Source organism: Rhodanobacteraceae bacterium (assembly GCA_024234055.1).
Lineage (GTDB): Bacteria > Pseudomonadota > Gammaproteobacteria > Xanthomonadales > SZUA-5 > JADKFD01.
Map to the genome: position 1 here is coordinate 102,674 of JACKOW010000011.1, position 24,093 is coordinate 126,766.

At 64.5% G+C, this 24,093-nt stretch carries 17 protein-coding genes; 9 read left to right on the top strand and 8 right to left on the bottom strand.

All coding sequences use genetic code 11. The features are described 5' to 3' along the window. Positions 1-8: 8 nt before the first annotated feature. Entirely contained in the window at positions 9-1,286 is a 1,278-nt protein-coding gene (locus H7A19_16390; protein MCP5476410.1) for an MHS family MFS transporter, read from the bottom strand. Positions 1,287-1,398: 112 nt separating this feature from the next. On the opposite strand from H7A19_16390, the gene H7A19_16395 reads away from it, so the two are divergent. After that, a complete protein-coding gene (locus H7A19_16395) occupies positions 1,399-2,160 on the top strand; it encodes a glucose 1-dehydrogenase (GenBank protein MCP5476411.1) in 762 nt (253 codons plus the stop codon). Between the two features lie 336 nt (positions 2,161-2,496). On the opposite strand, the gene H7A19_16400 is transcribed toward H7A19_16395, so the two are convergent. Further along, on the bottom strand, positions 2,497-3,741 hold the full coding sequence (locus H7A19_16400) for a polyhydroxyalkanoate depolymerase (GenBank protein ID MCP5476412.1): 1,245 nt from the start codon (positions 3,739-3,741) through the stop codon (positions 2,497-2,499). Between the two features lie 291 nt (positions 3,742-4,032). On the opposite strand from H7A19_16400, the gene H7A19_16405 reads away from it, so the two are divergent. Next, positions 4,033-4,380: an HPF/RaiA family ribosome-associated protein gene (locus tag H7A19_16405; GenBank protein MCP5476413.1), complete on the top strand. Its 348-nt coding sequence runs from the start codon at positions 4,033-4,035 to the stop codon at positions 4,378-4,380. A 26-nt stretch (positions 4,381-4,406) separates the two neighbouring features. Here the strand turns inward: H7A19_16405 and H7A19_16410 are convergent, their stop codons facing one another. Together H7A19_16410 and H7A19_16415 are read right to left on the bottom strand one after the other, a co-directional pair. Then, on the bottom strand, positions 4,407-6,053 hold the full coding sequence (locus tag H7A19_16410; GenBank protein ID MCP5476414.1) for an alpha-D-glucose phosphate-specific phosphoglucomutase: 1,647 nt from the start codon (positions 6,051-6,053) through the stop codon (positions 4,407-4,409). Positions 6,054-6,411: 358 nt separating this feature from the next. After that, on the bottom strand, positions 6,412-7,794 hold the full coding sequence (locus tag H7A19_16415; GenBank protein ID MCP5476415.1) for a DegQ family serine endoprotease: 1,383 nt from the start codon (positions 7,792-7,794) through the stop codon (positions 6,412-6,414). Positions 7,795-8,084: 290 nt separating this feature from the next. Here H7A19_16415 and H7A19_16420 point away from each other — a divergent pair, with 290 nt between their 5' ends. Continuing rightward, the gene (locus H7A19_16420; GenBank protein MCP5476416.1) at positions 8,085-9,908 is read left to right on the top strand and encodes an outer membrane protein assembly factor; all 1,824 of its coding nucleotides are present in this window, start codon (positions 8,085-8,087) and stop codon (positions 9,906-9,908) included. Further along, entirely contained in the window at positions 9,905-13,573 is a 3,669-nt protein-coding gene (locus H7A19_16425; protein ID MCP5476417.1) for a translocation/assembly module TamB domain-containing protein, read from the top strand. Before H7A19_16420 ends, H7A19_16425 begins: the two co-directional genes overlap by 4 nt. Before the next feature lie 578 nt (positions 13,574-14,151). Here H7A19_16425 and H7A19_16430 read toward each other — a convergent pair. From H7A19_16430 to H7A19_16445, 4 genes are all read right to left on the bottom strand, one after another. After that, a complete protein-coding gene (locus tag H7A19_16430) occupies positions 14,152-14,868 on the bottom strand; it encodes a murein L,D-transpeptidase catalytic domain family protein (GenBank protein ID MCP5476418.1) in 717 nt (238 codons plus the stop codon). Between the two features lie 23 nt (positions 14,869-14,891). Next, positions 14,892-15,923, bottom strand: a complete 1,032-nt coding sequence (locus tag H7A19_16435) for a L,D-transpeptidase family protein (GenBank protein MCP5476419.1) — start codon at positions 15,921-15,923, stop codon at positions 14,892-14,894. 10 nt (positions 15,924-15,933) lie between these two features. Further along, entirely contained in the window at positions 15,934-17,193 is a 1,260-nt protein-coding gene (locus tag H7A19_16440; protein ID MCP5476420.1) for a dicarboxylate/amino acid:cation symporter, read from the bottom strand. Positions 17,194-17,379: 186 nt separating this feature from the next. Continuing rightward, positions 17,380-18,291: a LysR family transcriptional regulator gene (locus H7A19_16445; protein MCP5476421.1), complete on the bottom strand. Its 912-nt coding sequence runs from the start codon at positions 18,289-18,291 to the stop codon at positions 17,380-17,382. Between the two features lie 261 nt (positions 18,292-18,552). On the opposite strand from H7A19_16445, the gene H7A19_16450 reads away from it, so the two are divergent. The 5 genes from H7A19_16450 (at position 18,553) to H7A19_16470 (ending at position 24,056) form a co-directional block, all read left to right on the top strand. Continuing rightward, positions 18,553-19,131, top strand: a complete 579-nt coding sequence (locus tag H7A19_16450; protein MCP5476422.1) for an NAD(P)H-dependent oxidoreductase — start codon at positions 18,553-18,555, stop codon at positions 19,129-19,131. A gap of 61 nt (positions 19,132-19,192) precedes the next feature. After that, complete coding sequence (locus H7A19_16455) at positions 19,193-20,035, top strand: pirin family protein (protein MCP5476423.1); 843 nt, start codon at positions 19,193-19,195, stop codon at positions 20,033-20,035. Positions 20,036-20,184: 149 nt separating this feature from the next. Beyond that, positions 20,185-22,611 carry a DUF11 domain-containing protein gene (locus H7A19_16460; protein ID MCP5476424.1) on the top strand — a complete coding sequence of 809 codons (2,427 nt, stop codon included), beginning with the start codon at positions 20,185-20,187 and terminating at the stop codon, positions 22,609-22,611. A 214-nt stretch (positions 22,612-22,825) separates the two neighbouring features. Continuing rightward, positions 22,826-23,179 (top strand): YkgJ family cysteine cluster protein, encoded by a 354-nt coding sequence (locus tag H7A19_16465; protein ID MCP5476425.1) that lies wholly within the window; start codon positions 22,826-22,828, stop codon positions 23,177-23,179. Between the two features lie 355 nt (positions 23,180-23,534). After that, positions 23,535-24,056 carry a CinA family protein gene (locus tag H7A19_16470; protein ID MCP5476426.1) on the top strand — a complete coding sequence of 174 codons (522 nt, stop codon included), beginning with the start codon at positions 23,535-23,537 and terminating at the stop codon, positions 24,054-24,056. Positions 24,057-24,093: the final 37 nt, after the last annotated feature.

A 24,093-nucleotide genomic window follows, 5' to 3' on the forward strand; every position in this document is an offset into this window, starting at 1 on the left:
GGCTTGAATCACCTGGGCGCGCGCTTGCGATACAGCAGCATGAAGGCCATCGCGCTTAGCAGCGCGGCGCCGCTGAGGTAGTAGCCAACTGCCGGCAGACCATGGTTCGTGGCCAGCCAGGTGGCAATGTACGGCGCCAGTGAGGCACCGAAGATGCCGGCGAGATTGAAACTCATCGAGGCGCCGGTGTAGCGCACGGCGGTGGGATAGAGCTCGGCGAGTGCAGTGCCGAGCGGGCCATAGGTCATGCCCATCAGGCCCAGACCCACGGCCAGGAAGATCAGCACGCCGGTGCTGGAGCCCGATCCGAACCACGGCGCAAATGCGGCTCCGAAAACGGCAATGGTCAGACTGGCGGCAATCAGCATGCTCCCGCGGCCATGGCGATCTGCCAACCACGCCGAGATCGGAATGGTCGCGCCGAAACAGAGCACTGCAAGCAACTGCAGTTCCAGGAATTCCTGGCGCGTGTAGCCGAGTGCCGAAGTGCCCCAGCTCAGCGTGAACACGGTCATCAGATAGAACAGCACAAAAGTGGCGAGCGCCGCAGCGGTGCCCAGTGCCAGCGTCAGGGGATGCGCAGTCATCACCGACAATATTGGAAGGCGCACGCGTTCATGCGCTTCCAGTTTCTTGAAATCCGGGGTTTCCTCGATGCGCAGGCGCACGTACAGGCCCACCCAGACCAGGGCAGCGCTGGCGAGAAAGGGCACTCGCCAGCCCCAGGCAAAGAGTTGCTCCTCGGTCAGCAGTGCGCCCAGCAGCAGGAAGATGCCGGTGGAGCAGACAAAGCCGATCGGCGCGCCCAGTTGCGGGAACATGCCGAACCAGGCGCGCTTGCCCGGCGGCGCATTTTCGGTGGCCAGCAGGACCGCGCCACCCCATTCGCCGCCCAGCCCCAATCCCTGTCCCAGCCTGCACAGCGCCAGCAGGATGGGCGCGGCGACGCCGATGCTGGCATAGGTGGGCAGCAAGCCGATGGCCACGGTGGACAGCCCCATCGTCAGCAACGCCGCCACCAGCGTGGCCTTGCGGCCGATGCGATCGCCGAAATGCCCGAACAGGGCCGACCCCAGCGGGCGGGCGAAAAAGGCCAGGGCGAAGGTGGCCAGCGATTGCAGCGTGGCCGAGGTGGGATCGCTGGCCGGGAAGAACAACTGTGGAAACACCAGCACCGCCGCCGTGGCATAGATGTAGAAATCGAAGAATTCGATGGTGGTGCCGATCAGACTGGCGAACAGCACCCGGGAAGTGCTGTTGGAGGCTCCACGGGCGTGGCTGGACATGGCGGTGTGTTCTTCGGGCAGGCGGCGGATTCTGCCATCTTTGCCGCCCAGGCTTGCGCGCTGCGCCGGCATCCAACAGCATCGGCGCTTTCGAATTTGCCGGGATCCAGCCATGACTCGATATGACTACGCCGGGCGCACCGCGCTCATCACCGGTGCCGCCGGCGGCATCGGTAGCGCCACGGCACTGGCTTTTGCAGCGGCAGGCGCCAAGGTGGTGCTGGCCGACATTGCCGATTCAGGGGCGCAGCTGGCGCAATCCATCGTCGATCAGGGCGGCAAGGCCTGGTTCGTGCGCACCGATGTCACCCGCATCGAGCAGATCGAGGCGCTGGTGGCGCAGACACTGAGCTACGGCGGCAGCCTGGATTTCGCCTTCAATAACGCCGGCATCGAGGAAGAAAACGCGCGCCTGGGCGATTCCGACGAGGCCCTGTTCGATCGCATGATGGCCATCAACGTCAAGGGCGTGTGGGCCTGCATGCGAGCCGAGTTGCAGGTGATGAAGACTCAGGGGCACGGCGTGATCATCAACACCGCATCGGTGGCAGGCCTGGTGGGTGCGCCCAAACACGCCATCTACGGCGCCAGCAAGCATGCGGTGATCGGTTTGACCAAGAGCGCGGCGGCCGAATACGGCAAGGCCGGCATCCGCATCAACGCCGTCTGCCCCGGCGTCATCCGTACCGCCATGTATCAGCGCATGATCGATCAGGGCCTGGCTGATGAGCACAGTATTCGTCGCCTGCATCCGATCGGGCGCATCGGCGAGGTCGAGGAAATCGCCGGCGCCGTGCTCTGGATGTGCTCGGAGCAGGCGGCCTTCATGACCGGGCACAGCATGACCATCGATGGCGGCATGACCGCGATTTGAGAGGTTGGTTGTTGGGGCACGAGGCACGGGGCACGGGAAAGGCTGCGGGCATGAGGCTGTTGTGGGTCCAGACTTGTCTGGACGCTCTCGTCGCCCAGGTCAGCGCAAGCGCACCTGGGACGGCCTGCGGAAGAGCCCCGGGTGCGCCTTCGGCTTACCCGGGCTACCGGCTTTTCGTAGCCCAGGTAAGCGCAAGCGCACCTGGGACGGCGTGCCGAAGAGCCCCGGGTGCGCCTTTGGCTTACCCGGGCTACTTGCTGGCCCTTGCTCTCTTTGCGCCCTTGGCGTCCTTTGCGGACAACATGGTTTGTCCATCGTCGCCGCCGCCGGCTGAGACTAGCCCGCGTGCTCGCGAATGAACTGGCGCACTTCCGGGTACACCACTTCGCGCCAGCGGCGGCCGCTGAAGATGCCGTAATGGCCGGCGCCCTTGACCGTCAGATCGCGCTTGTCGGCCGGATCAACGCCGGGCGTCATGGCATGGGCAGCCTGGGTCTGGCCGACCCCGGAAATATCGTCCAGCTCACCCTCGATGGTGAAGATGGCGGTGTTCCTGATCGCTTCCGGGGCGACGCGCTGGCCGCGCACATGCCATTCGCCACGCGGTAGCAGATGTTCCTGAAAGACCACGCGGATGGTGTCGAGGTAATACTCGGCCGGCATGTCCTGCACGGCGTTGTACTCATCGTAGAACTTACGATGGGATTCGGCGTCTTCCAGATCTCCGCGCAGCAGATCCTGATAGAAGTCCCAGTGTGAGGACATGTGGCGGCTCGGATTCATCGCCAGAAAGCCGGCATGCTGGAGAAAGCCCGGATAGACCTTGCGGCGGTGGCCGGGATAATTGCGCGGCACTTCGTGGATCACGTTGTTCTGGAACCAGCTCAGCGGCTTGGTGGTGGCCAGGTCATTGACCTGGGTCGGGCTCTTTCGGGTGTCGAGGGGGCCGCCCATCATCGTCAGTGAGCGCGGCAACTGCTCGCCGTCGCTGGCCATCAGCGACACTGCTGCCATCACCGGCACCGTTGGCTGGCACACGCTGATCACATGCAGCCGTTCGGCTCCGATATGGGCGATGAACTCCCGGATGTAGTCGATGTAGTCATCCAGATGAAAGGCACCTTGTTCGACCGGCACCATGCGCGCATCGACCCAGTCGGTGACGTAGACCTTGTGGTCCTTCAGCAGCGTGCGCACGGTATCGCGCAGCAGCGTCGAGTGGTGGCCTGACAGCGGCGCCACGACCAGCACCGGCGGATCATCCTTCAGATCGTTGACGGTAGCGGGATCGTCGGAGAAGCGCTTGAAGCGGATCAGGTTGCAGAAGGGCTTGGCCAGCACCGTGAACTCGACGATCGGTACCTGGTGTCCATGCGACTCAACGCTGCGGATGCCGAACTCGGGCTTCTCGTAATCCTTGCCGATGCGATACAGCAGCTCGTAGGTGGCCGCCAGACGGGATGCACCCGGAAGTCGCGACATGAAACTGCTTGGCTGCGAGTACATTTTTGCCGCCGCGTCAGAGAAGGCGACGAAGGGACTCATCAGCGATCGCTGGAACTCATGGATCTGATACAGCACGGATGCGCGCTCCCCGAATTGGTGCAGAGCCTATGTTGCAGTGCACAAGGAACCAGCGCCAGTGGCCAGAGGTCTACATTTGCAATCGTTGAGCCCAAACCGGCCCTATTGCTGTCAGATTTCACGCAGAGGCCACGGCTGAGCGCCGATGACGGGGTCAGTTGCAACATTGATCAAGGTTGGAGGATTGCGGCTGGCTTCCTGATATATCGTCTACTGAAGCACCGGAAAGGCGCTCGGACTGGCTCGGGATGAGTCAGGTCGTCCGCTGAATTACCACAGGAGAGCACCATGCAGATTCAGGTCAATGCCGGTCACCACATCGAAGCCCGCGAGGCGCTGGTGGCCCGAGTCAGTGCAGATCTGAGCCGCGCGCTCGCGCGCATCAGCGATCACATCACCCGGATCGAAGTTCATCTGAGCGACGAAAACGGCGAGAAGAACGGTCAGCACGATCATCGCTGCACGCTGGAGGCCCGTCTGGAGCGGCGCCAGCCGGTGGCCGTAACCCATCATGCCGCCACCCTGGATCTATCGGTCAGCGGCGCGACCAGCAAGCTGCTCAGGGTCATCGACAGTCAGTTCGGTCGGCTGGAAGACCGCCGCCGTGCGGATGACACGCGACCGGCTGAAATCTGAAGTCAGCGACTGAACTGACGCCGTGATCAGGCGATCGCGGCGTCGACCACCTGCTGCGCCTGCTCGATGATGGCATCGAGGTGCTGCTCGTCGCAGAAGCTCTCGGCGTAGATCTTGTAGATGTCTTCGGTGCCCGAAGGGCGTGCCGCAAACCAGCCCTGGGCGGTGATCACCTTGATGCCGCCCAGCGGCGCATCGTTGCCGGGGGCGCGATCCAGCGTCTGCAGAATAGGGTCTCCGGCTAGCGTGCGGGCCTGCAGATCGGCAGCGCTCAGGCGGCCCAGTCGGGCGCGCTGCGTCCCGGAGGCCGCGGCCTCGACCCGTCGGCTGTGCGGCTCGCCGAGTTCGCCGGTCAGCGTGCGGTAGAGCTCGCCGGGATCGCGACCGCAGCGGGCGGTGATCTCGGCTGAGAGCAGCGCCGCCGTGATGCCGTCCTTGTCGGTGGTCCAGGCATTGCCGTCCTTGCGGACAAAGGTCGCACCGGCACTTTCCTCGCCGGCAAAGCCGAGTTCACCCCGATGCAGGCCTTCGGCAAACCACTTGAAGCCAGCCGGTACTTCGTACAGTTCCCGGCCCAGCCGTGCCGCCACGCGATCGATCAGCGCGCTGCTGACCACGGTCTTGCCGATGGCCGCGCCTGCACGCCAGCCCGTGCGCTGGCGGAACAGGTAGTCGATGGCCACACACAGATAGTGGTTGGATGGCAGCAGACCGGCGCTGGGGGTGACGATGCCATGGCGGTCGTAATCGGTGTCGCAGGCGAAGGCGATGTCGAAATTGCTTGCCATGCCGAGCAGACGCTGCATCGCCCAGGACGAGGACGGGTCCATGCGGATCGCACCATCCCAATCCAGACTCATGAAGGCAAAGCTCGGGTCCAGGTCCTGGCTGACCAGGTTCAGTCTCAGGCCGTAAGTCTCGGCAATGCGCGGCCAGTAGCGCAGTCCGGCGCCTCCGAGCGGGTCGACGCCGATGTTAAGATCTGCAGCGGCGATCAGGTCCAGATCCAGAACAGAAGAAAGATCAGCGACATAGCTGCCAAGGTAGTCGTACTCGCGGGTGGTGTCCGCCGCCAGCGCCTGGCGCAGCGAGACCCGGCGTACGCCGGCCAGCTTGGCCTCCAGCAAGGCATTGGCGCGTGCTTCGATCCCGCGGGTGATGTCGGTGCCGGCCGGACCGCCGTCGCTGGGGTTGTACTTGATGCCGCCGTATTCGGGCGGATTGTGCGAGGGCGTGATCACCAGTCCGTCGGCCAGTCCCTGGTTGCGCCTGCGGTTGTGGCTGAGGATGGCGTGCGAGACCGCAGGTGTGGGCGTGTACTCGCCGCCGAGCGAGATCATGGCCTGGACACCATTGCCTGCCAGCACTTCGATCACGCTTTCGAAGGCTGGCTGCGACAGCGCGTGGGTATCGCAACCAACGAACAGCGGACCGTCGATGCCTTGGGCATGGCGGTATTCGCACACCGCCTGGGCGATCGCCTGCACGTGCCAGGCATTGAAACTGCACGAGAGCGCACGTCCGCGATGGCCCGAAGTCCCGAAGGACACCCGCTGCGCCGCCACGCCCGGATCGGGTCGCAGATCGCTGTAGGCGCTCAGCAGTGCGGAAACATCAAGCGGCGGCAATTGCGCCGCGCTCTGCCCGGCCAGCGGGCTCAAGTGGGAAGGCAAGCGGGTCGGCTCCGGCAAGGGGAGCGCGACATCAAGGCCGCGACTCCGTCAAATCAAGGCCGCCGGTATAGCAGGTCGGGAAGGCTTGGACGAGGGCACGTTCAGCGAGGTCACGAGGGCACGTTCAGCGAGGGCATGAGGGCATGAGGGCACGAGGGCGGGACGACGCGACGGCAAGAGAGCACAAACTACCTCGGCGTCATTGCGAGGAGCGCAGCGACGAAGCAATCCAGGGTAGCGCCGCACACTCCTGGATTGCTTCGCTACGCTCGCAATGACGCCAGCACGATGCAAGATGCTTCGTACCCTCTTGCCCTCGCTTGGCTCTCACCGACAACCGACAACCGACAACCAGCCCCTACTCCGGCTCGATCACGATGAACAGCGAGCCGGCGCCGCGCTTGACCAGCAGCAGCGTGGCGTCATTCTCGTCGGCGTCGCCGATGGCCTTGCGCAGGGCGCTGATCGAATCGACCTTCTTGCGGTTGGCTTCGAGAATGACATCGCCGCGGGCCAGGCCGGCGCGTGCCGCCGGGCCGGGCTGTACGCCGGTGATCAATACGCCGCCATCGATCTTGAGCTGTTCGCGCTGCTCGTCGGTCAGATCGGACAGCGCCAGGCCGAGTCGACTTTCGCGCTCCTCGGCCGGCTCGCCACCGCGCTTGCTGCCGCCAGCGCCCGCCACCGCTTCTTCATCCAGCTTGCCGATGGTGACGGTCAGTTCCTTGGTCTTGCCATCGCGCAGCACCTTGATCTTGGCCTTGGCACCCACCGGGGTGGCGCCCACCAGGGGCGGCAATTCGCCCGAGGTCTCCAGCACCTTGCCGTTGTAGCTGAGCACGATGTCGCCGCGCTGGATACCGGCCTTCTCGGCCGGACCGTCGGGTTCCACCGAGGCCACCAGCGCGCCGCGCGGACGATCCAGGCCAAAGGCACGGGCCTCGCGGCCGCCCACCGGCTGGAACTGGATGCCAAGGTAGCCGCGTTCAACAAAGCCCTTGTCCGCCAGCTGCGTGGCGATCAGGGTGGCGGTGTTGATCGGAATGGCAAAGCTCAACCCCATGTAGCCGCCGCTGCCTGAGAGGATCTGCGAGTTGATGCCGATCACTTCACCCCGGGCGTTGAACAGCGGACCACCGGAGTTGCCCGGATTGACCGCAGCATCGGTCTGGATGAAGGGCACATAGGTTTCGCGCAGCTGGCGTTCGGTGGCACTGACGATGCCCTGCGTGGCGGTGTAGCTCATGCCGAAGGGTGCGCCGATGGCCAGCACCCATTCGCCAACTTCGATCTGGTCTGAATCACCCAGGCGGGCGACCGGCAGATCCTTGGCCTCGATCTCGATCAGGGCCACATCGGTGCGTTCATCCGAGCCCAGCACCTTGGCCTTGAACTCGCGATTGTCCGACAGCGTCACGGTGATTTCGTCGGCGTCCTTGACCACATGGGCGTTGGTCAGGATGCGGCCCTCGCTGCCGATGATGAAGCCCGAGCCCGAACCGCGGCGCTCGGGAGCCTGTCCGCCGCCATCAGGTGCGCCCGGGTTGCCGGGGACACCGAAGCGCCGGAAGAACTCGCCAAAGGGACTGTCATCGCCGAACTGCTGGTGGAATCGGCGGTCCTCACCGCGCACGGCAATCTGCACCACGACCTCGCGGTTGCGGCGCACGATGTCACGGAAATCGGGCAGGGCGATGCCGCTGCTGGAAATGGCCGCAGCCGACTCTGCCGGGCGCGACATTTCCGCGGCCTGGGCTTCGGCGCGGGTGCCTGATTGCGCGTACAGACCGGCGCCGATCGCGATGGCCACCAGGGTCACAACCACTCCAACTCGAGCTTGAGACATAGGATCAGGATCTTCTAGTGGGAAGGGGGATACCGGGGCTTAGACAGCAATCGGTGTTCAGGTTCCGCGGCAGGCCCAGCCAATCAGACAGATTTAACGATTCGTGGCGTCGACTAGCCGGAGCTGTTCAGGGCAGTGGCGCCCACGTCAGTCCATATTGACGCCAGTCGCGCTATGTTTGGCCCATGACATTGAAACACAAGCCCAAGAAGAACAGATTTCGGCAGCTGCTGCTGGTGGGCATGGCGCTGACGCTCCCTGCGTGCGCCACCCTGTGGGGCGACCAGGAAAAGGCGCCGCCGGTCGATTCCGCCGGCAGTGCTGCACCCAGGGACCGCAGCCAGCAGCGGGTGCGCATCTTCATCACCGGGGTCAAGGGTGAAATGCGCCAGGCTGTGTCGGGATCACTGGAGCTCAAGGGCCTGATGTCCCGAAGCGATGCCAGCGATGCCCTCGTGCGTCGCGTCTACGGGCGTGCGCCTGCACAGATGAGCAAGGCGCTGCAGCCATTCGGCTATTACCATGCCGAGGTCAAGAGCACGCTGGATCTGGACGGCAGCACCTGGATGGCGCGCTTTGCGGTCGATCCCGGCGAGCCGACCAAGGTCAGCGCGGTGTCCCTGGCGGTGGACGGCCCGGGGGGCGAGGACAAGGCGGTGAAACAGGCGGTGGCCGAGTTCGCGCCCGCTGTCGACGCGCAGCTGGACCATCGGATCTACGAGGCCAGCAAGGCCCGGATCGAGGACGCGCTGGCCGAGCGCGGCTACCTGGACGCCGAGATCCTGCGCAAGCGCGTCGCCGTGCGACTGGCAGACCACAGCGCTCAGGTCGAACTGAAGTTCGCGTCCGGGCCGCGTTTTGCCTTCGGCCCGACCAGCTATCAGGGCTCGCAGCTGCCCGATGAGGTGCTCAGTGGCTATCTGCCCTACGAGCAGGGCAAGCCCTACCGGCTCGACAAGCTGATCGAGCTGCAGCAGCGTCTGCTTGACAGCGATTACTTCAGCGAAGTCGAGGTCACTGCTGACAAGCCCAATGCCGTGGGCGAAACGGTGCCCATCGTGGTTCGCGTCTCCCCGGCCAAGCGCAGCGTCTACACCGGCGGTGTCAGTTTTGGCACCGACAGCGGCGTTGGTCTGCTCGGCGGCATGACCCGACGCTGGGTCAACCAATCCGGGCACAAGTTCTCCAGCCGCGCCGAACTCAGCCAACGACTGAACTCGGTGAGTGGCCAGTACCTGATCCCCCTGCGCGCGGCGGATCGCGAATCGATTGGCATCAACCTCGGCTACCGAGACGAGGAAACCGATACCTCGACGCAGAAGGTCACCACCTTGCAGATCTCGAAGATCCGCGAGAACGACGAGGGTCTGTTCGCCTACGGGCTCGCCGCCCAGCTGGGCGACTTCGTGGCCGGCGAGATTCCAGGCTCAAGCACCTTGTTCTACCCGGAAGTGCGCTGGACCCGGCGTCTGGCCGACGATTTCCTGAGCCCGCGCCAGGGATGGTCCCTGAGCCTGGAGGCGCGCGGCGCGCCCGCCGGGCTGGGCGATGCTGCCTTTGCCCAGGTGCGGGCCGAGGCCAAGCTGCTGCGACCCCAGGGCGAGCGCAATCGCTGGTTCGCGCGGCTGGCGCTGGGTGCCCTGTGGACCGATGATTTCGAGCAGATGCCGCCGGAGCTGCGCTTCTACGCCGGCGGTGATCGCAGTCTGCGTGGATTCGCCTACCAGACCCTGGGACCGCCCAACGCCCTTGGAAACGTCGGCGGTGGACGCTATCTGGCGGTAGGCTCCTTCGAGTACGAAAAACATCTCTTCGGCGACTTCGGTCTGGCTGGCTTCGTGGATGCCGGCAACGCCTTCAACGCCGGTGATTTCGAGCTGGCCGCGGGTGTCGGTGTCGGCCTGCGCTGGCGCTCCCCGGTGGGACTGGTTCGGGTTGATCTGGCGCATCCGGTGGCCGGAGACGGCTCCGGCATTCGCCTGCACCTGACCATCGGGCCAGAGCTGTGAGGCGGCGCATCCTGAAATGGGTGCTCATCGCGGCAGCGACGCTGCTGCTGTTGATGTCCCTGGCCCTGTACTGGCTGCTCTACACCGAATCCGGGCTGGGCTGGACCCTGCAACGCGGGCTGGGCGCGGCTGGCGGCGGCATCGAGTACCAGCAGCTGCGCGGCAGCGTGGCTCAGGGTTTCGAACTGGACACGCCGGTGATCAAGGTTCCGGGCGTGCGTATCAGCGCCGTGCAGCTGCGCATGAAGCTGCAGCCCTGGGCATTGCTGGGTGGCGAGCTCAGTCTGGAATCGCTGCGACTCTCGGGTGCCCGCTATACCTTTGAAGAGACCAGCGAGACCTCGGCAGATCGGGAGGCGGAGGCGGCGGGACGTCCCGGTGGGCTCGACCTGCCGGTGGATGTGGTGCTTCGAAACATCGAACTCCTGGCCAACGAGATCAATCTCGGTGGCGACGCGCCGGTCGTGTTTTCCGTGGGGGCGCGCGAGATTGCGCTGCGGGATGGCAAGCTTAAGGTGGAGGGTCTGTCGCTCAGCCAGGGCGAATTCGCCTTGCGCACCAGTGCCGCGGTCGATACCAATGCCGACTGGGCCGGCGAGTTGGCCAGCGAAGGTGAGTGGACGCTGCCGGCCATTGCCCATCGCGGCAAGCTGACCTTGTCCGGCGATCTCGACGAGGTCAGTGTCGATCTGTCCCTGGAGGGCGGCGGCGCCGTCAATGTCGAGGCCAATCTGGCTCAGCCGCTGGAAACACCCGGCGTGCAGGGACGCTTTGGCGCCACGTCGCTGGATCTCCGGAGTTTTGGTCTGGATGCGCCGGTGCGCATGCTCGATATCGATCTCAGCTTCGACTATGCCAATGAAAAGCTCGGCATCCAGGGACCGGTGACGGTCGATGGCAAGACCCTCAATCTGACCGTAGCCGGTATCGGTATCGAGGACAATCAGGTCCATCTGGAACGCGCCGAGCTCAAATCGCGTGCCATCGGCAGCCTGTCCTTCAGCGGCTTCTGGCCGCTCTCGGCCGAAGCCGAGCCGGGTGAGATCACGGGCACGATGAAGGGGCTCTGGTTGGGCGATTGGCGCGGCGATCTACCCAAGCCGGCGCCGCGTCTGGATGGCGATCTCAAGCTCGGCGGTCGCGCTGACGACTGGCAGCTGGATCTGGTCGGCAGCTGGCAACAGGGAGAGGCCACCGGCCCCATCCAGCTCAGTGCTGCAGGCACGCCCGAACGCATCGTCATTGCCCCCTCGCAACTGAGCTGGGCGCAGAGTCGGGTCGACCTGTCCGGCGCGATTGCCTTGGGCGACAACATGGGCATCGAAGCCGATTTGGCGCTGGCGGCACTCGATCCCGGCTTGTTGGTGCCAGAGTGGCCGGGCGCATTGGACGGCAAGCTGCATGTATCGGTATCCATCGGCGAAGCAACGCGCTGGTCGCTGGGCGAGGTGGACCTCAAGGGTACGCTGCGCGATCAGGCGTTTGCTCTGAGCGGTGCCCTGGATGGGGCAGACGCCAGTCCCACGGCCGGAAAGCTGGATCTGGGCTGGGGCTCGGGGAAACTCGGCTTGAAGGTGGCCGACGACGCTGCCATCAGCGCCGATCTGAATGATGTCGACCTGTCTCTGCTGGCGCCGATGAGTGGCACAGTGAGTGGCCGAATCAGCACCCGGCTGGACGGCGATCGGGTGAATGCCACCGAGGCCACGCTGCAGTTGCGCGACTTCGAGAGCGACGGCATCAGCGCCGGCCTGATCGAGATCAGCAAGGGTAGCGACTGGGCGCTGGAGCTGACCGCCTCGGAAGTGACGCGGGATGGCGCCGTGATCAAGCCGCTGACGCTGAGCTTGAGCGGAAATCAGGCCGAGCATCGCTTGTTGCTGGTCGCCAGCGAAGCGCGAGGCAAGATCGCGGTGGGCCTGGGTGGCTCCTTGGTCGACGAGGTCTGGACCGGGGTGATCGACAAGGTAGATCTGGCTCCGATCCATGGCGCCGCTTGGTCGCTGGAGGAACCGGCGGCGCTGCGCCTGGCCGCGGATTCTACCAGCATGGCGCCCTTGTGCCTCCGCGCCGAGCCGGCACGGGCCTGCATCGGCTTGCAGCGCAGCGCCGAGCAGACGCTGATCGACATCAATCTGGTCGATCTGGCGCTCGCTGAGCTGCAAGCCTGGGCGCCGCCCAGCGACTGGACCGTCACCGGCAAGCTCAGTGGTGGCGGCCAGCTCAGCCTCAATCCCGAGGGCCAGTTCGGCGGCAAGCTCGATTTCGGCATTGAAGCCGGCACGCTGCGCGGCGCCGCCCAAGGGGAGGAGCCGTTGGGCTTCGATGGTCTGGCCAGTTTCGACAGCGCCGCGGCTGAATTCAGAGCCCGGATCAACCTGATCGATCACGGACAGGTCCAGGTGCGGGCCACCGGTCTGAACACGCCCGAGGGCGAATATGTGGCCAATCTGGACATCAGCGATCTCAGTCTGGTGGATGGTTTGACGGCTGAAGTCCAGTCCATGCGCGGCGCGCTCTCCGGCGAGTTGCGGGCGCCACTGTCAGAACCGTCGAGTGTGCAGGGACAGCTCGAAGCCACTGCCCTCAGCTTCGAGCTGCCGGCTGCCGGCCTGAAGGCCACTGACGGCAGTCTGACCGTGTTGTTCGAGAATGATGGCTTGCTGCGACTGGAGGGCGATCTGGGCATCGCGCCTGGCCGCCTGCATCTGCAGGGACTGATCGGTCTGGACGAGGAGGGTGGGTCCGAAATCACCATCCGCGGCGACAACGCGGCCTTGGTAGACCTGCCGGCGGTGCGCCTGATCGGCGACAGCAATTTCGTGCTGAAGCGCAACCAGGAGGGCTTTCAGATCGAAGGCGGCGTGCTCTTGCGCGAGGGCAAGATCGATCTGGACCGGTTTGCGCCGACGGTGCCCGCATCCGAGGATGTGGTGATCGTCGACGCGCCCGCGCCGCCACCGCCACTGCCGATCAAGGCTGATATCAGTCTGGCCTTCATTTCCGCGGTCGATCTGCGTGGCTTTGGCCTGGAGGCTTCGCTCAGCGGCGGTATCCGGGTGACCCAACGTCCGGGCACGCCGGCTCAGGCCCAGGGCGAGATGCTGGTCCGGGGCATCTACAGTTCCTATGGCCAGAAACTGGATATCGAGCGCGGTCGCCTGGGCTTTACCGGACGCGCCGACAATCCCAGCCTGGACATCCTCGCGGTCAAGAAGATCGATCGCCAGCGGGTTGGCGTGCAGGTGCGCGGCAATGCCCGACGGCCGGCGGTCCGTCTGTATTCCGATCCCTCGCTGGATCAATCGGAAACCGTGTCCTATCTGGTGCTCGGCCGACCCCTCGCCACCGCCAGCGGGGCCGATGGTCAACAGGTGGGCGAATACGCCAGCGCGCTGCAGTCCGCCGGCGGTGGTCTGGTGGCCGGCAGCATCGGTCAGAAGATCGGCGTGTCCGCCGGCGTCGAGAGTTTCGGCGCCGCCATCGGTTCGGCCCTGGTGGTGGGCAAGTACGTGTCGCCGCGCTTTTTCGTCGGCTACGGCACCAGCCTGCTCAATGCTACCCAGTTGGTGATATTGCGTTACCGGCTCACCGAGAACATCGAGCTCGAAGGCATCAGTGGTACCGAGCAGAAGATGTCGGCCAGTTGGCGTACGGAGCGCTGAAGGGAGTCTTGTTGTTGCCGGTTGCAGGGTGCCGGTGGTGTCGCTTTCCATGCGCCCGCACCGAAAGCCTTTGATGCGTCTTTGCGAGGAACGCAGTGACGAAGCAATCCAGTGCTCTTGAAAGCGTACTTCTGGATTGCTTCGCTGCGCTCCATGAACCCAAATCGTCAGTTGTTGATTTGCTGTTGTAGGTCACGTTGCTCGCGTAGCGAGCTACGTGACGCAACTCGATGTCACGTAGTCCGCTGACGCGGACAACATGACCTACGACGGCGGGTTCATGGCCTGTGGGCAGAGTCGGGCCGAAACAGGTGGCTCGCAATGACGCCGGCTTGTTGCCCGCTTTGAGCGGCTGACCGACCAGTGTGGCCCGCGATAACGATCTTTTCGGGGAATCTCGAAGATATTCACGCTCTTCTTTGCGTTCTCTCTGATTTTCCTCTGTGTTCTCTGCGTCCAGCTTCTTTCCACCACTTGCCTCAGGGGAGGATGGTCGCGCCGCAAGGGCGCTCCTGCAGTCGGCTGTTCATGGCCCACTGCTTCGGGCATCGCAAAGGCTGGCGCCAATCGCCCCAGCCTCAGGGCGCAGCACCGGCACGATTGCCGCCGCTGTACAGTGCCGCCAGTCCGGATCGTGCCGTTTCGCATTTCAGGAAGCGAGACTGCGCCAGCCAATCGCTGTCCGGATAGTAGGCAAACAGCAATTGACCCTCCTTGATGCTGTCGATCAAGGGCCGGGCTACGGCCGGACGCACGGCCGGGCAGCCGTAGCTGCGTCCCAACCGACCCTGGCGCAGCGCCATTTCCGGATTCACATAGGGCGCGCCGTGCATGACGATCTGCCGCGGCCTGGCCTGGTCATTGATGCCGGGTTCCAGGCCATCCATGCGCAGGGAATAGCCATTGCCGCCCTGATAGGTTTCGGCGGTTCGGAACAGCCCCAGACTGGTCTGGTGGCTGCCGTTGGCATTGGAGAAATGGCGCGCCAGATTCTCGCCGCTGCTGCGGCCATGGGCGACGTGCTCGGCATAAAGCACCTGCGCGGTTTGCAGATCAAAGACCCACAGACGCCTCTCGGTGGACGGTTTGGAATAGTCGATCAGCGTCAGCCGTGCGCCGGGATCGACAGCGCCTGATTCCAGAGCACAGGCGCGCGCAGCCAGCGCCAGACGGACGACGGCGGGATCAGCGCCACTCGCGGCCTTGGCCAGTTGCGAGGCCAGATCGGTGGCGGCGCAGGCAAGGGAGGAGTGCAGCAGCAGCGCCCATGCCGCAAGAGGAATCAGTCGGGTCATAGGGGCGCAAGATTAACCGAGCTTCAAGGTGAAGGCAGCGGATCCGGATTCGCCGCTTCATCTGTACGCAACAAGGCGGGAACCTCGGCCTTGCCGGCACCGAGCGCCTCATCGGTGACGACCACCGTGGTGCCCGGCATCAGTGCAGCGTCTAGCAGAGCCACAAAGCTCGGCGACAGCCCCAGGCCCTGCACGGCCTGGATGTCGAAATCCTGATGCCCCGGCGGGTCGTGATCAGGCAGGGCCAGCGACTGCCAACGGTGCGCCTGGCGTCCGGCCAGCAGCGGATGCGGTTTGTCGTCAAAGCCCTCCAGCATCACGAAGGCGTGCAGCCCGAAGTGCACGCCGGCCGGTATGCGCAAGTCGGAGCGGCCGATCTCCACGCCCTGGCGGGAGACCACCAGGGCCTGATCCGCGCTGCTGATGATGATCGACAACGGACCCTCGGGCGCCAGTTCGGGTTGCCAGATGAATCCCTCGTCGATGCTGCTCAGCCGAGTCAGGTCGCGCCCCGAGTCGGCTGCGACCGGCGCCAGGAATCCGGGGTAGGTCAGCACCGGCGCGGAGACCTCGTCGTCGGCGACGACCACGATCATGCCGGTGGTGGTCAGATCGAAGAGCTTGCGGGCGAAGGTCTCGGGCAGGCGGATGCATCCGTGCGAGGCCGGCGCGCCCGTGACCCGCCCGGCGTGCAGCGCCACGCCGTCCCAGGTCAGCCTTTGCATGTAAGGCATGGGCGCGCTGTCGTAGAGGTTCGAATAGTGCTCGCGACGCTTCTGCAGGATCCGGAAGACGCCGGTGGGCGTCTCGAATCCTGGTCGCCCGCTGCTGATCGTGGTTACTCCGATACGCACGCCGTTGCGATAGACGAAAGCCAGTTGCTGCGGCAGGCTGACCAGCATCACCACCGGGCCAGCGCCGGCCAGTTCGGGCAGCCACAGGTATTCGCCCGGTTTCAGCGTGATCGACGGCGTCCATTGGGCGGCGGCACTGCCCACGGCCATCAGCACAGCCAGTAGCGACCTCGACAGCCATTGGCCGAGAAATTCCGCCATTGGTGCCAGCCTACTCGCCGTTGTAGACCGCAAGATCCAGCTCGCCCTCGCTCTGGGCCACGATGCAGGCCACCGCCGCATCGCCCGAGGTGTTGACCAGCGTGCGCGCCATGTCCAGCAAACGATCCACGCTGAGAATGATGCCGATGGCCTCCACCGGCAGACCCACCTGGGCCAGCACCGAGGCGAGCATGATCATCCCGGCGCTGGGCACGCCGGCGGTGCCGACGGCGGCCAGCGTGGCCATGGCCACCACGGTCAGCAACTGCGCCATGGTCAGGTCCACGGCATAGAGCTGGGCGATGAACACCGTGGCGATGCCCTGCATGATCACCGTGCCATCCATGTTGATGGTGGCACCCAGCGGAATCGAGAAGGCCGCGACGCGGTTGGAGACACCCAGGCGTTCCTCGCAGACCCGCAGGTTCACCGGCAGCGTGGCGTTGCTGGACGAGGTGGAGAAGGCGAACAGCCAGACCTCGGACATCTTGCGCAGCCAGATCATCGGATTCAGACGTGCGACCAGTTTCAGCAGCGTCGGCAGGATCACGAACAGGTGCAGCGCCAGTGCCACCAGCACCAGAATGAAATAGATCGCCAGTTTCTTCAGCGTGTCGAAGCCAAACTCGGCCACGGCTCGCGCCAACAGGGCGAATACGCCGATCGGAGCGAATTTCATGACGATGGTCACCAGTTGCAGCACCACGGTGTTCCAGTCCTCGATCATGCCGGCGGCACGCTGGCCGGCGTCCTTGGCCATGGTGATGGCGAGCCCCAACAGCACCGCAAAGACGATGATCTGCAGCATCTGCATCTCGGCCATGGCTTGCACCGGATTGCGCGGCACCATGTTGGAGATGACGTCAGCCAATGGTGGTGCCACTGGCGGTTCGAAGCTGGCCGCCAGTTCAGCCAGGCCCGAGCCCGGCTGAATCCAGACCGCCAGCGCCAGCGCCATGGTGACGGCCATGACCGTGGTCAGGATGTACAGGCCGATGGTCTTCAGGCCCAGGCGGCCCAGCTGCGAGGGTGAACCGAGCGAGGCCACGCCCGAAGTCAGCGAAAAGAACACCAGCGGCACCACGAGCAGCATCAGGCCGTTGCGGAACAGATCGGCGATGAGCTTGAGGATTCCGGCAGTGATGTAGGTTTGCAGCCAGGGATGGCCGGCACTGAAATGGTTGAGGGCCGCACCCACCAGTGCCCCCAGCACCAGGCCGATCAGAATGTGGTGGGTCAGGCGCACGGCGGCTTTGGAAGACTCGCTCATCGGGGGCGTTCCGTCGTCAGTCAGTTCGGTTATAGCCTACCCGCATCGGTGCGCTGGTGTCGGTCTGGACTGGTGGCCCACAAGCCGCCCGCTGTGGGAGCGGATTCATCCGCGACTGCCATGCCTGGCGGAGCCAAACTCCAGTCGCGGATGAATCCGCTCCCACAGGTGGGCTGTTCGGCCGGCTCAGAGGGCCGCCGAAGGCATGGTTTCCACCAGAAAGTCGATGAAACCACGCACCGCGGGCAGCAATCCGCGTCGGTGTGGGAACACCGCGTGGAAAATGCCCTGCGGCAGCGACCAACCGGAGAGCACCGGCACCAGATGGCCCCGGCCAATCGCTTCGCGTGCGGCGCTTTCAGGAATCAGGGCAATGCCCAGGCCGGCCACGGCGGCGTCCAACAGGACCTGGAAGTTGTGACAGATCAGTCTCGGCTGGTGTTCCACGCGCTCGCTCTGGCCGTCGGGGCCGCGCAACTCCCAGTGGTGACGCTCGCCGCTGCCATCAAAGCTGAGGGTCTGATGTCGGGCCAGGTCCTGCGCCTGCAGGGGTGCGCCATTGGCCGCCAGATAGCCGGGGCTGGCCACCAGCAGTTCGCACAGCTCAGCGAAACTGCGCATGACCAGGCCGTCTTCACCACTGGGTTGGGTTCTGACCCGCAGCGCGACATCAAAGCCCTCGCCGATGACGTCGACGCGGCGATTGCTGACCTCCAGCTCCACCTGCACTTGCGGGTAGCGGGCCATGAACTGCGGTAACACCGGTGCCAGCATGTTGCCGGCCACGCCAGTGGGACAGGCCACCCGGATGCGGCCGCGCGGCTCGGCACGCGCCATGGCAGCAATGTCCAGCGCCGCCTCGGCTTCGGCGAGCATGGCCTGGCAATGGCGATACAGCTGCTGGCCGGTCTCGGTCACCACAAAACGCCGCGTGGAGCGCTGCAGCAGGCGCACTCCGAGCTTTTCCTCCAGCGCGTTGACATGCCGCGACAGTCGCGATTTCGGCGTGCCGATGGCTCGTCCAGCCGCGGCAAAGCCACCGTGTTTGACCACCATGGCGTAGTAGTACAGATCGTCGAGACTGGCTGCAGGAATCATCGTAGGGCCTCGCTGGTGTAGTGCTGTTGGAAGTCCAGACTTGTCTGGACGCTGCTTGTGCAGGTGTGAGGATGCGTCCCAAGTCCTCTCTCGCGTGCTTCGCGGACCCAGGCTTCTTCTCCGATCCGGTGTGGCCGCTCAACCCTATCAATGACCGCAAATTCGGAACACTGAATCTCGAATTCACCTGATTATCAAGCATTGATATCAGCAATAGCATCAATCTCCGGGCGGATAGGCCGTCAAATCATGGAGATCCTCATGAAACTCTTGCACATCGATTCCAGCATCCTTGGCGACAACAGCGCCAGTCGCGCGCTGACGGCCGAGATCGTCCAGCGTCTCACGATGCAGAACCCCGGCTTGCAGCTCACGCGGCTGGATCTGGATGCCGAGCCATTGCCCCATCTGAGTGCCGGATCACTGGCGAAAGTGGATGCCACCGAGACAGCCCGGTCAGAACGGGCGCTACACGATTTCCTCGAGGCCGATGTGCTGGTCATCGGCGCGCCGATGTACAACTTCTCGATCCCGTCGACTTTGAAAGCCTGGATCGATCGTATCGCCATTGCCGGCAAGAGCTTTCGCTACACCGCCACCGGACCTGAGGGTCTGGCCAAGGGCAAGGTGGCGATCCTGGCCATCACCCAGGGCGGCGTGCACGAACTGGGTGGTCCCAGCGAGCATCACGAATCCTACCTGCGCTTTGTGCTGAACTTTCTCGGGGTCAGCGATGTTCGGGTGGTGCGTGCCCAGGGACTGGCTCGTTCGGAGCTGCGGGAATCGGCCCTGAACGATGCCCTGGGTGCTGTGCCGGCCAGCCTGGCACTAGCCGCCTGAGTTCATCGCATCTGCCCAAGAGCATCGCAGTCCCTTGTCAGCCATCATCGGAGTTTCGAACATGAGTGCCCGTCATATCCTCAAGACGATTCGCGGCATGGCCACCTCGGATGGGGCCGGCGTGAAGTTGACCCGCGTCATCGGCTCGCCGGCGCTGATGGAACTCGACCCTTTCCTGATGCTGGACGAATTCGGCACCGACCAGCCCGAGGACTACATCGCCGGTTTCCCCGATCACCCGCATCGCGGCTTCGAGACCGTGACCTACATGCTCGACGGGCGCATGCGCCATCGCGACAATCACGGCAACTCGGGCCTGCTGGTGCCGGGCTCGGTGCAGTGGATGAGCGCCGGGCGCGGGCTGGTGCATTCGGAAATGCCGGAGCAGGAAGAAGGCCGCATGCGCGGCTTCCAGCTGTGGATCAACCTGCCGGCGCGCTTGAAGATGAGCGAGCCGCGCTATCAGGAATATGGACCGGAGCAGATTCCGCGGGTGGAAGCGGCGGTTGGTGTGCGCGTGAAGGTCATAGCCGGAGAGGTGGCCGGTGTCAGCGGGCCGATCGAGCAGCCGGCAACGTCGCCGGTGTATCTGGATCTGCATCTGGGCGAAGGTGCCCGCTTCGAGCATCCGCTGCCGCCAGCCCACAATGCCTTCATCTACGTCTACGAGGGCGGGCTGGAAGTGGAATCCGAGATGGCGACTACCTCGCTGTCGGCGCGTCAACTGGGCGTGCTGTCTGCCGGTGAGGTCTTGCGTCTGCGTTCCACGACAGCCGATACACGTGCCATTCTGGTGGCCGGTCAGCCGCTGCGCGAGCCGGTGGCGCGCTACGGGCCCTTCGTGATGAACTCACGACAGGAGATCATGCAGGCGGTCGAGGACTTCCAGGCGGGGCGGTTCTGATCGGACCCGGTTGCTGTCGATTTCATTCCGCCAGGCGCAATCTCATGGTCTGGCGGGCGACAGCAGCGGTCGAATCCCCTAATATGAGAGGTTGTGCTGCGCCCGCCAGGCGCAGCTGCCCTGCTCAACGACTCGGAGAAGTCTGCCCCATGAATCGCGCCCTGCAACTGCTGCTTGGTGGACTGCTGCTGTGCGGCAGTCCCGTCTACGCTCAGGATATCGAACTGCCCGCCAGCAATCTGACGGTGGAGGCCTATGTGCCTCTGGCCGAAATCAATGGCAGCGGCGGCCCGCGGGCCCTGCGCGCCGTTGACCCTTTGGCCGTGTACTCAAACGTCACTAATTTTACCGGTTCTGCATTCGCAAATGGCGGCGCGTCCGCCGGTATCACTCGTCTGGTGATGGACAATCTCACCTTCACGACCTATCCGGGTGTGGGCAACGTCACCACGTTGCGCTTCTCCGTAGCCAATCTGAATGGCACGCCGCAATCGGTGCGGGCACGAATCCGCTTCTGGAATGCCGATGGCCCGTCCCTCGGCGCCGGTCTGGGCAATGGCCCGGGAACCTACTATGCCCCGGGCGGTACGAGCATCGGCTACACCTTCAATGCCTTCACCTTCCAGCCGGGCGTCGTCGTTCTGACCGGCAACCTCCCCGCGCCAGGATTTCCGATTCCCGCAGGTGCCACGACCACGCTCTGGGCCGGTATCACTTTCGACAATGTCAATACGACGACCGGCGCCACCAATACCGAACTCAACAATTTTGGCACCGGCTTGTTCAGTCCGGTGGACCTCGGATCCAGCACTGACGTCATGTTTCAGACCACGGCGGCAGGCAGCTTCTTCGCCCCGTCGAACCCGGCGGGTGCAGGCATCAATTTCGTGGGCACGCCAGTCGCCAACAACGGCTGGGAATTTGTTGTGACCTCGCTCGGTACGCCCGTCGCTGATCTGACCCTGGCCCTGACCGATACTCCGGACCCGGTGATTGCCGGCAACAGCATCACCTATGTTGCGACCTCGACCAATAACGGCCCGAATCCAGCCCCTGATCTGTCGATCACGCTGCCGCTGCCGGCCGGAACCACCTTTGCTTCGGCGACGCCGGATGTCGGCGGTGTCTGTTCTGGCGTGGCTGTTGGCGCCAATGGCACCTTGACCTGCACCTGGGCCGGCAACACCGCCAGCGCTGCGGCTCGCAGTGTCTCGGTCGTTGTCGGTGTCCCAGCATCCACGGCCAACGGTGCCTCGCTGACGCTGAATGCCAGCACCGCTTCGCTCGGTACCGATCCAGTTCCGGCCAACAACAATGCCAGTGTGACCACCGCCGTGATCACCAATGCCGATCTGTCGATCACGCTGACCGATACGCCCGATCCGGTGGTTGCCGGCACCAATCTGACCTATGTGGCGACGGTGACCAACGGCGGTCCCTCCGACGCGCAGAATGTCAGCATCACGCTGCCGCTGCCGGCGGGCACCAGCTTCGGGTCGGCGACCCCCAGTGCGGGTGGTACTTGCAACACTACGACACCCGTGGTTTGCACCTGGGCGGGTGCCACCGTGCCGACCGGTGTGGTCAACGCCACCATCGTCGCGACCGTAGCACCGGCAACCACCGGCGTGCTTTCGGCGACCGCCACGGCGGCATCCGGCACCACCGATCCGGTTTCCGGCAACGACAACTCCACGGCGACCACGACGGTGAACGCTTCGGCCGATCTCTCGATCACCCTGACCGACGCCCCCGATCCGGTGACTGCTGGCACCAATCTGGTCTACACCGCAACCGTGACCAATGCCGGCCCGTCCGATGCAACTGGTGTGACGGTCACAATGCCGGTACCGGCCAATACGACCCTCGTGTCGGGCTCGACCACCGGCGGCGGTACCTGCTCGGGTGCGCCGATTGTCTGCACCTTCCCGACCAGCTTCGCGCCAACGACTTCGCAAACGGCCACCATCACGGTCGCGGTGTCGGCTTCGGCACCGGATGGCAGCAGCATCAGCGCGACGGCCACCGTGGGTTCGGCTTCGACCGATCCGAATGGCGCCAACAACAGCGCCACGGCGACCACGCTGGTCGCGGCCGACGCCAATCTGCAGCTGACGCTGAGCGCCTCCTCGCTGGCGGTGCTGACCAATGAGCCGGTGACCTTCACGGCGGTCAGCCTGAACCAGGGTCCGTCGGATGCGCAGAATCTGTCAATCACGATGACCCTGACGCCGGACTTCCGCTACACCGCGCACACGGCCACCGGCGCCACTTGCACCACACCGCAGGTGGGTAACAGTGGCGTGGTCACCTGCACCTGGGCCGGCGCCACGGCGGTGAATGCCTCGCGCACCTTGAGCGTGGTGGCCTTCAGCAACAACCAGGGCGCCACGGCGGTGAACGCCAGCACGGTGTCGGATACCTCCGATCCGGTGACCGCCAACAATGTGGGCAATGTCAGCGTGCAGGTCGGTTTCCCGATCGAGGAAATCCCGACCGTGAACCAGTACGGCCTGATCCTGCTCGGCCTGATGCTGGGTCTGCTCGGCTTCGTCGCGGTCCGCCGTAACAGCTGAGCCTGAGGTAGGGTGGAACTCCGGCGCCAGCCGGAATTCCACCGAACAAGTCTGAGATGAACTGGAAAAGGCGGCCATTGGCCGCCTTTTTCCTTGGTTGCGCCACTGCCTCGCGCCTCGATTTTGGCCAGACATGCCCTCGGCAGCCTCGCTGCCGCTGCCGGTGCGCGGCGCTGCGCTACACTCAAGCACTGCAAACCTGAGGAGTCCGGCATTGACCCCCAACGATCGCAAGATCAATGCACTGAGAGCGCGGATTCCGACCTTCAGTTGTGTCGTCGGTTGCCATGACTGTTGCGGCCCGGTGACGGCGTCCTCGGAAGAAATGGCGCGCCTGCCGGCCAAGACCGAGGCCGAGCACGACCGGGCCCTCGCCGAGCTCAGTTGCCCGCATCTGGGCGCGCGTGGCTGCGAGGTCTATGCCGAGCGGCCCTTGATCTGCCGCTTGTTCGGCACCACACCCCGCTTGCCCTGTCCCAACGGCAAGCGCCCTGTCTACATGATCGACACCCGCACCGAGCAGGAAATCCACGCTTTTCTGGCGAGTACCCGACAAGTTCTGGTCTAGCCCGCATTTCTCGCACCTGTTGCGGAAGATCGCGCAGGGCTTTGCGACTAGCGCAAGGCGCGACGACGAGGAATGGTGATTCCATTGCGAGGAGGAGCAACGCAGCGATAGTCGCAAAGATCCAGCGAGGGCCGCAAAGCGGGCAGATGCAGCCAAACACTCTGTGACTGGTGCGTGCCTCGGAATACCCTTTTATCACTAGAAGATTGGGGGCATCTGCTCGCGCAGGTGCGAGAAATGCGGGCTAGGAGCCATGGGTGGTGGTAATGCGTGAGCTTTGAGGCGCAATCCCGCACCCGAAACCTCATCCCAAGGTATCTTTGCAGCCTTGCTCACGTTCAGGACGCCAGACACCGTGCCTTCGCCCGCTTCCGAAGAACAAGCCCTGCACGAGGCCGGCGCCGAAATCGGACGCTTGTTGCTGGCCCGCCGGATGAAACTGGCAGCGGCAGAGTCCTGCACTGGCGGCTGGCTGTCCAAGGTGGTGACCGAAGTCGCCGGGTGCTCGGACTGGTTCGATTGCAGTTTCGTGGCCTACAGCTACGAGGCCAAGGAGTCGATGCTCGGTGTCTCCCGGGTGACCCTGGAAATGCACGGCGCCGTCAGCCAGGAAGTGGTGGTCGAGATGGTCCGCGGTGCGCTCTCGCGCAGTCGCGCCAACGTCGCCGTGGCCATCACCGGTATTGCCGGTCCCAGTGGCGGTACGCCGGGCAAGCCGGTGGGCACGGTTTGGCTGGCCTGGGGCAGGGGACATCACCCGCCGATCACGCAAGTGGTTCACCTGCAAGGCGATCGCGACGCGGTTCGGCGGCAGACAGTGGCCGTCGCGCTGGCAGGATTACAGAAAATTCTGACAACACCCAGCGAAGCATTCTGACAGAGCCGATGCGGCCGCTATGGCATCATTGATTCAT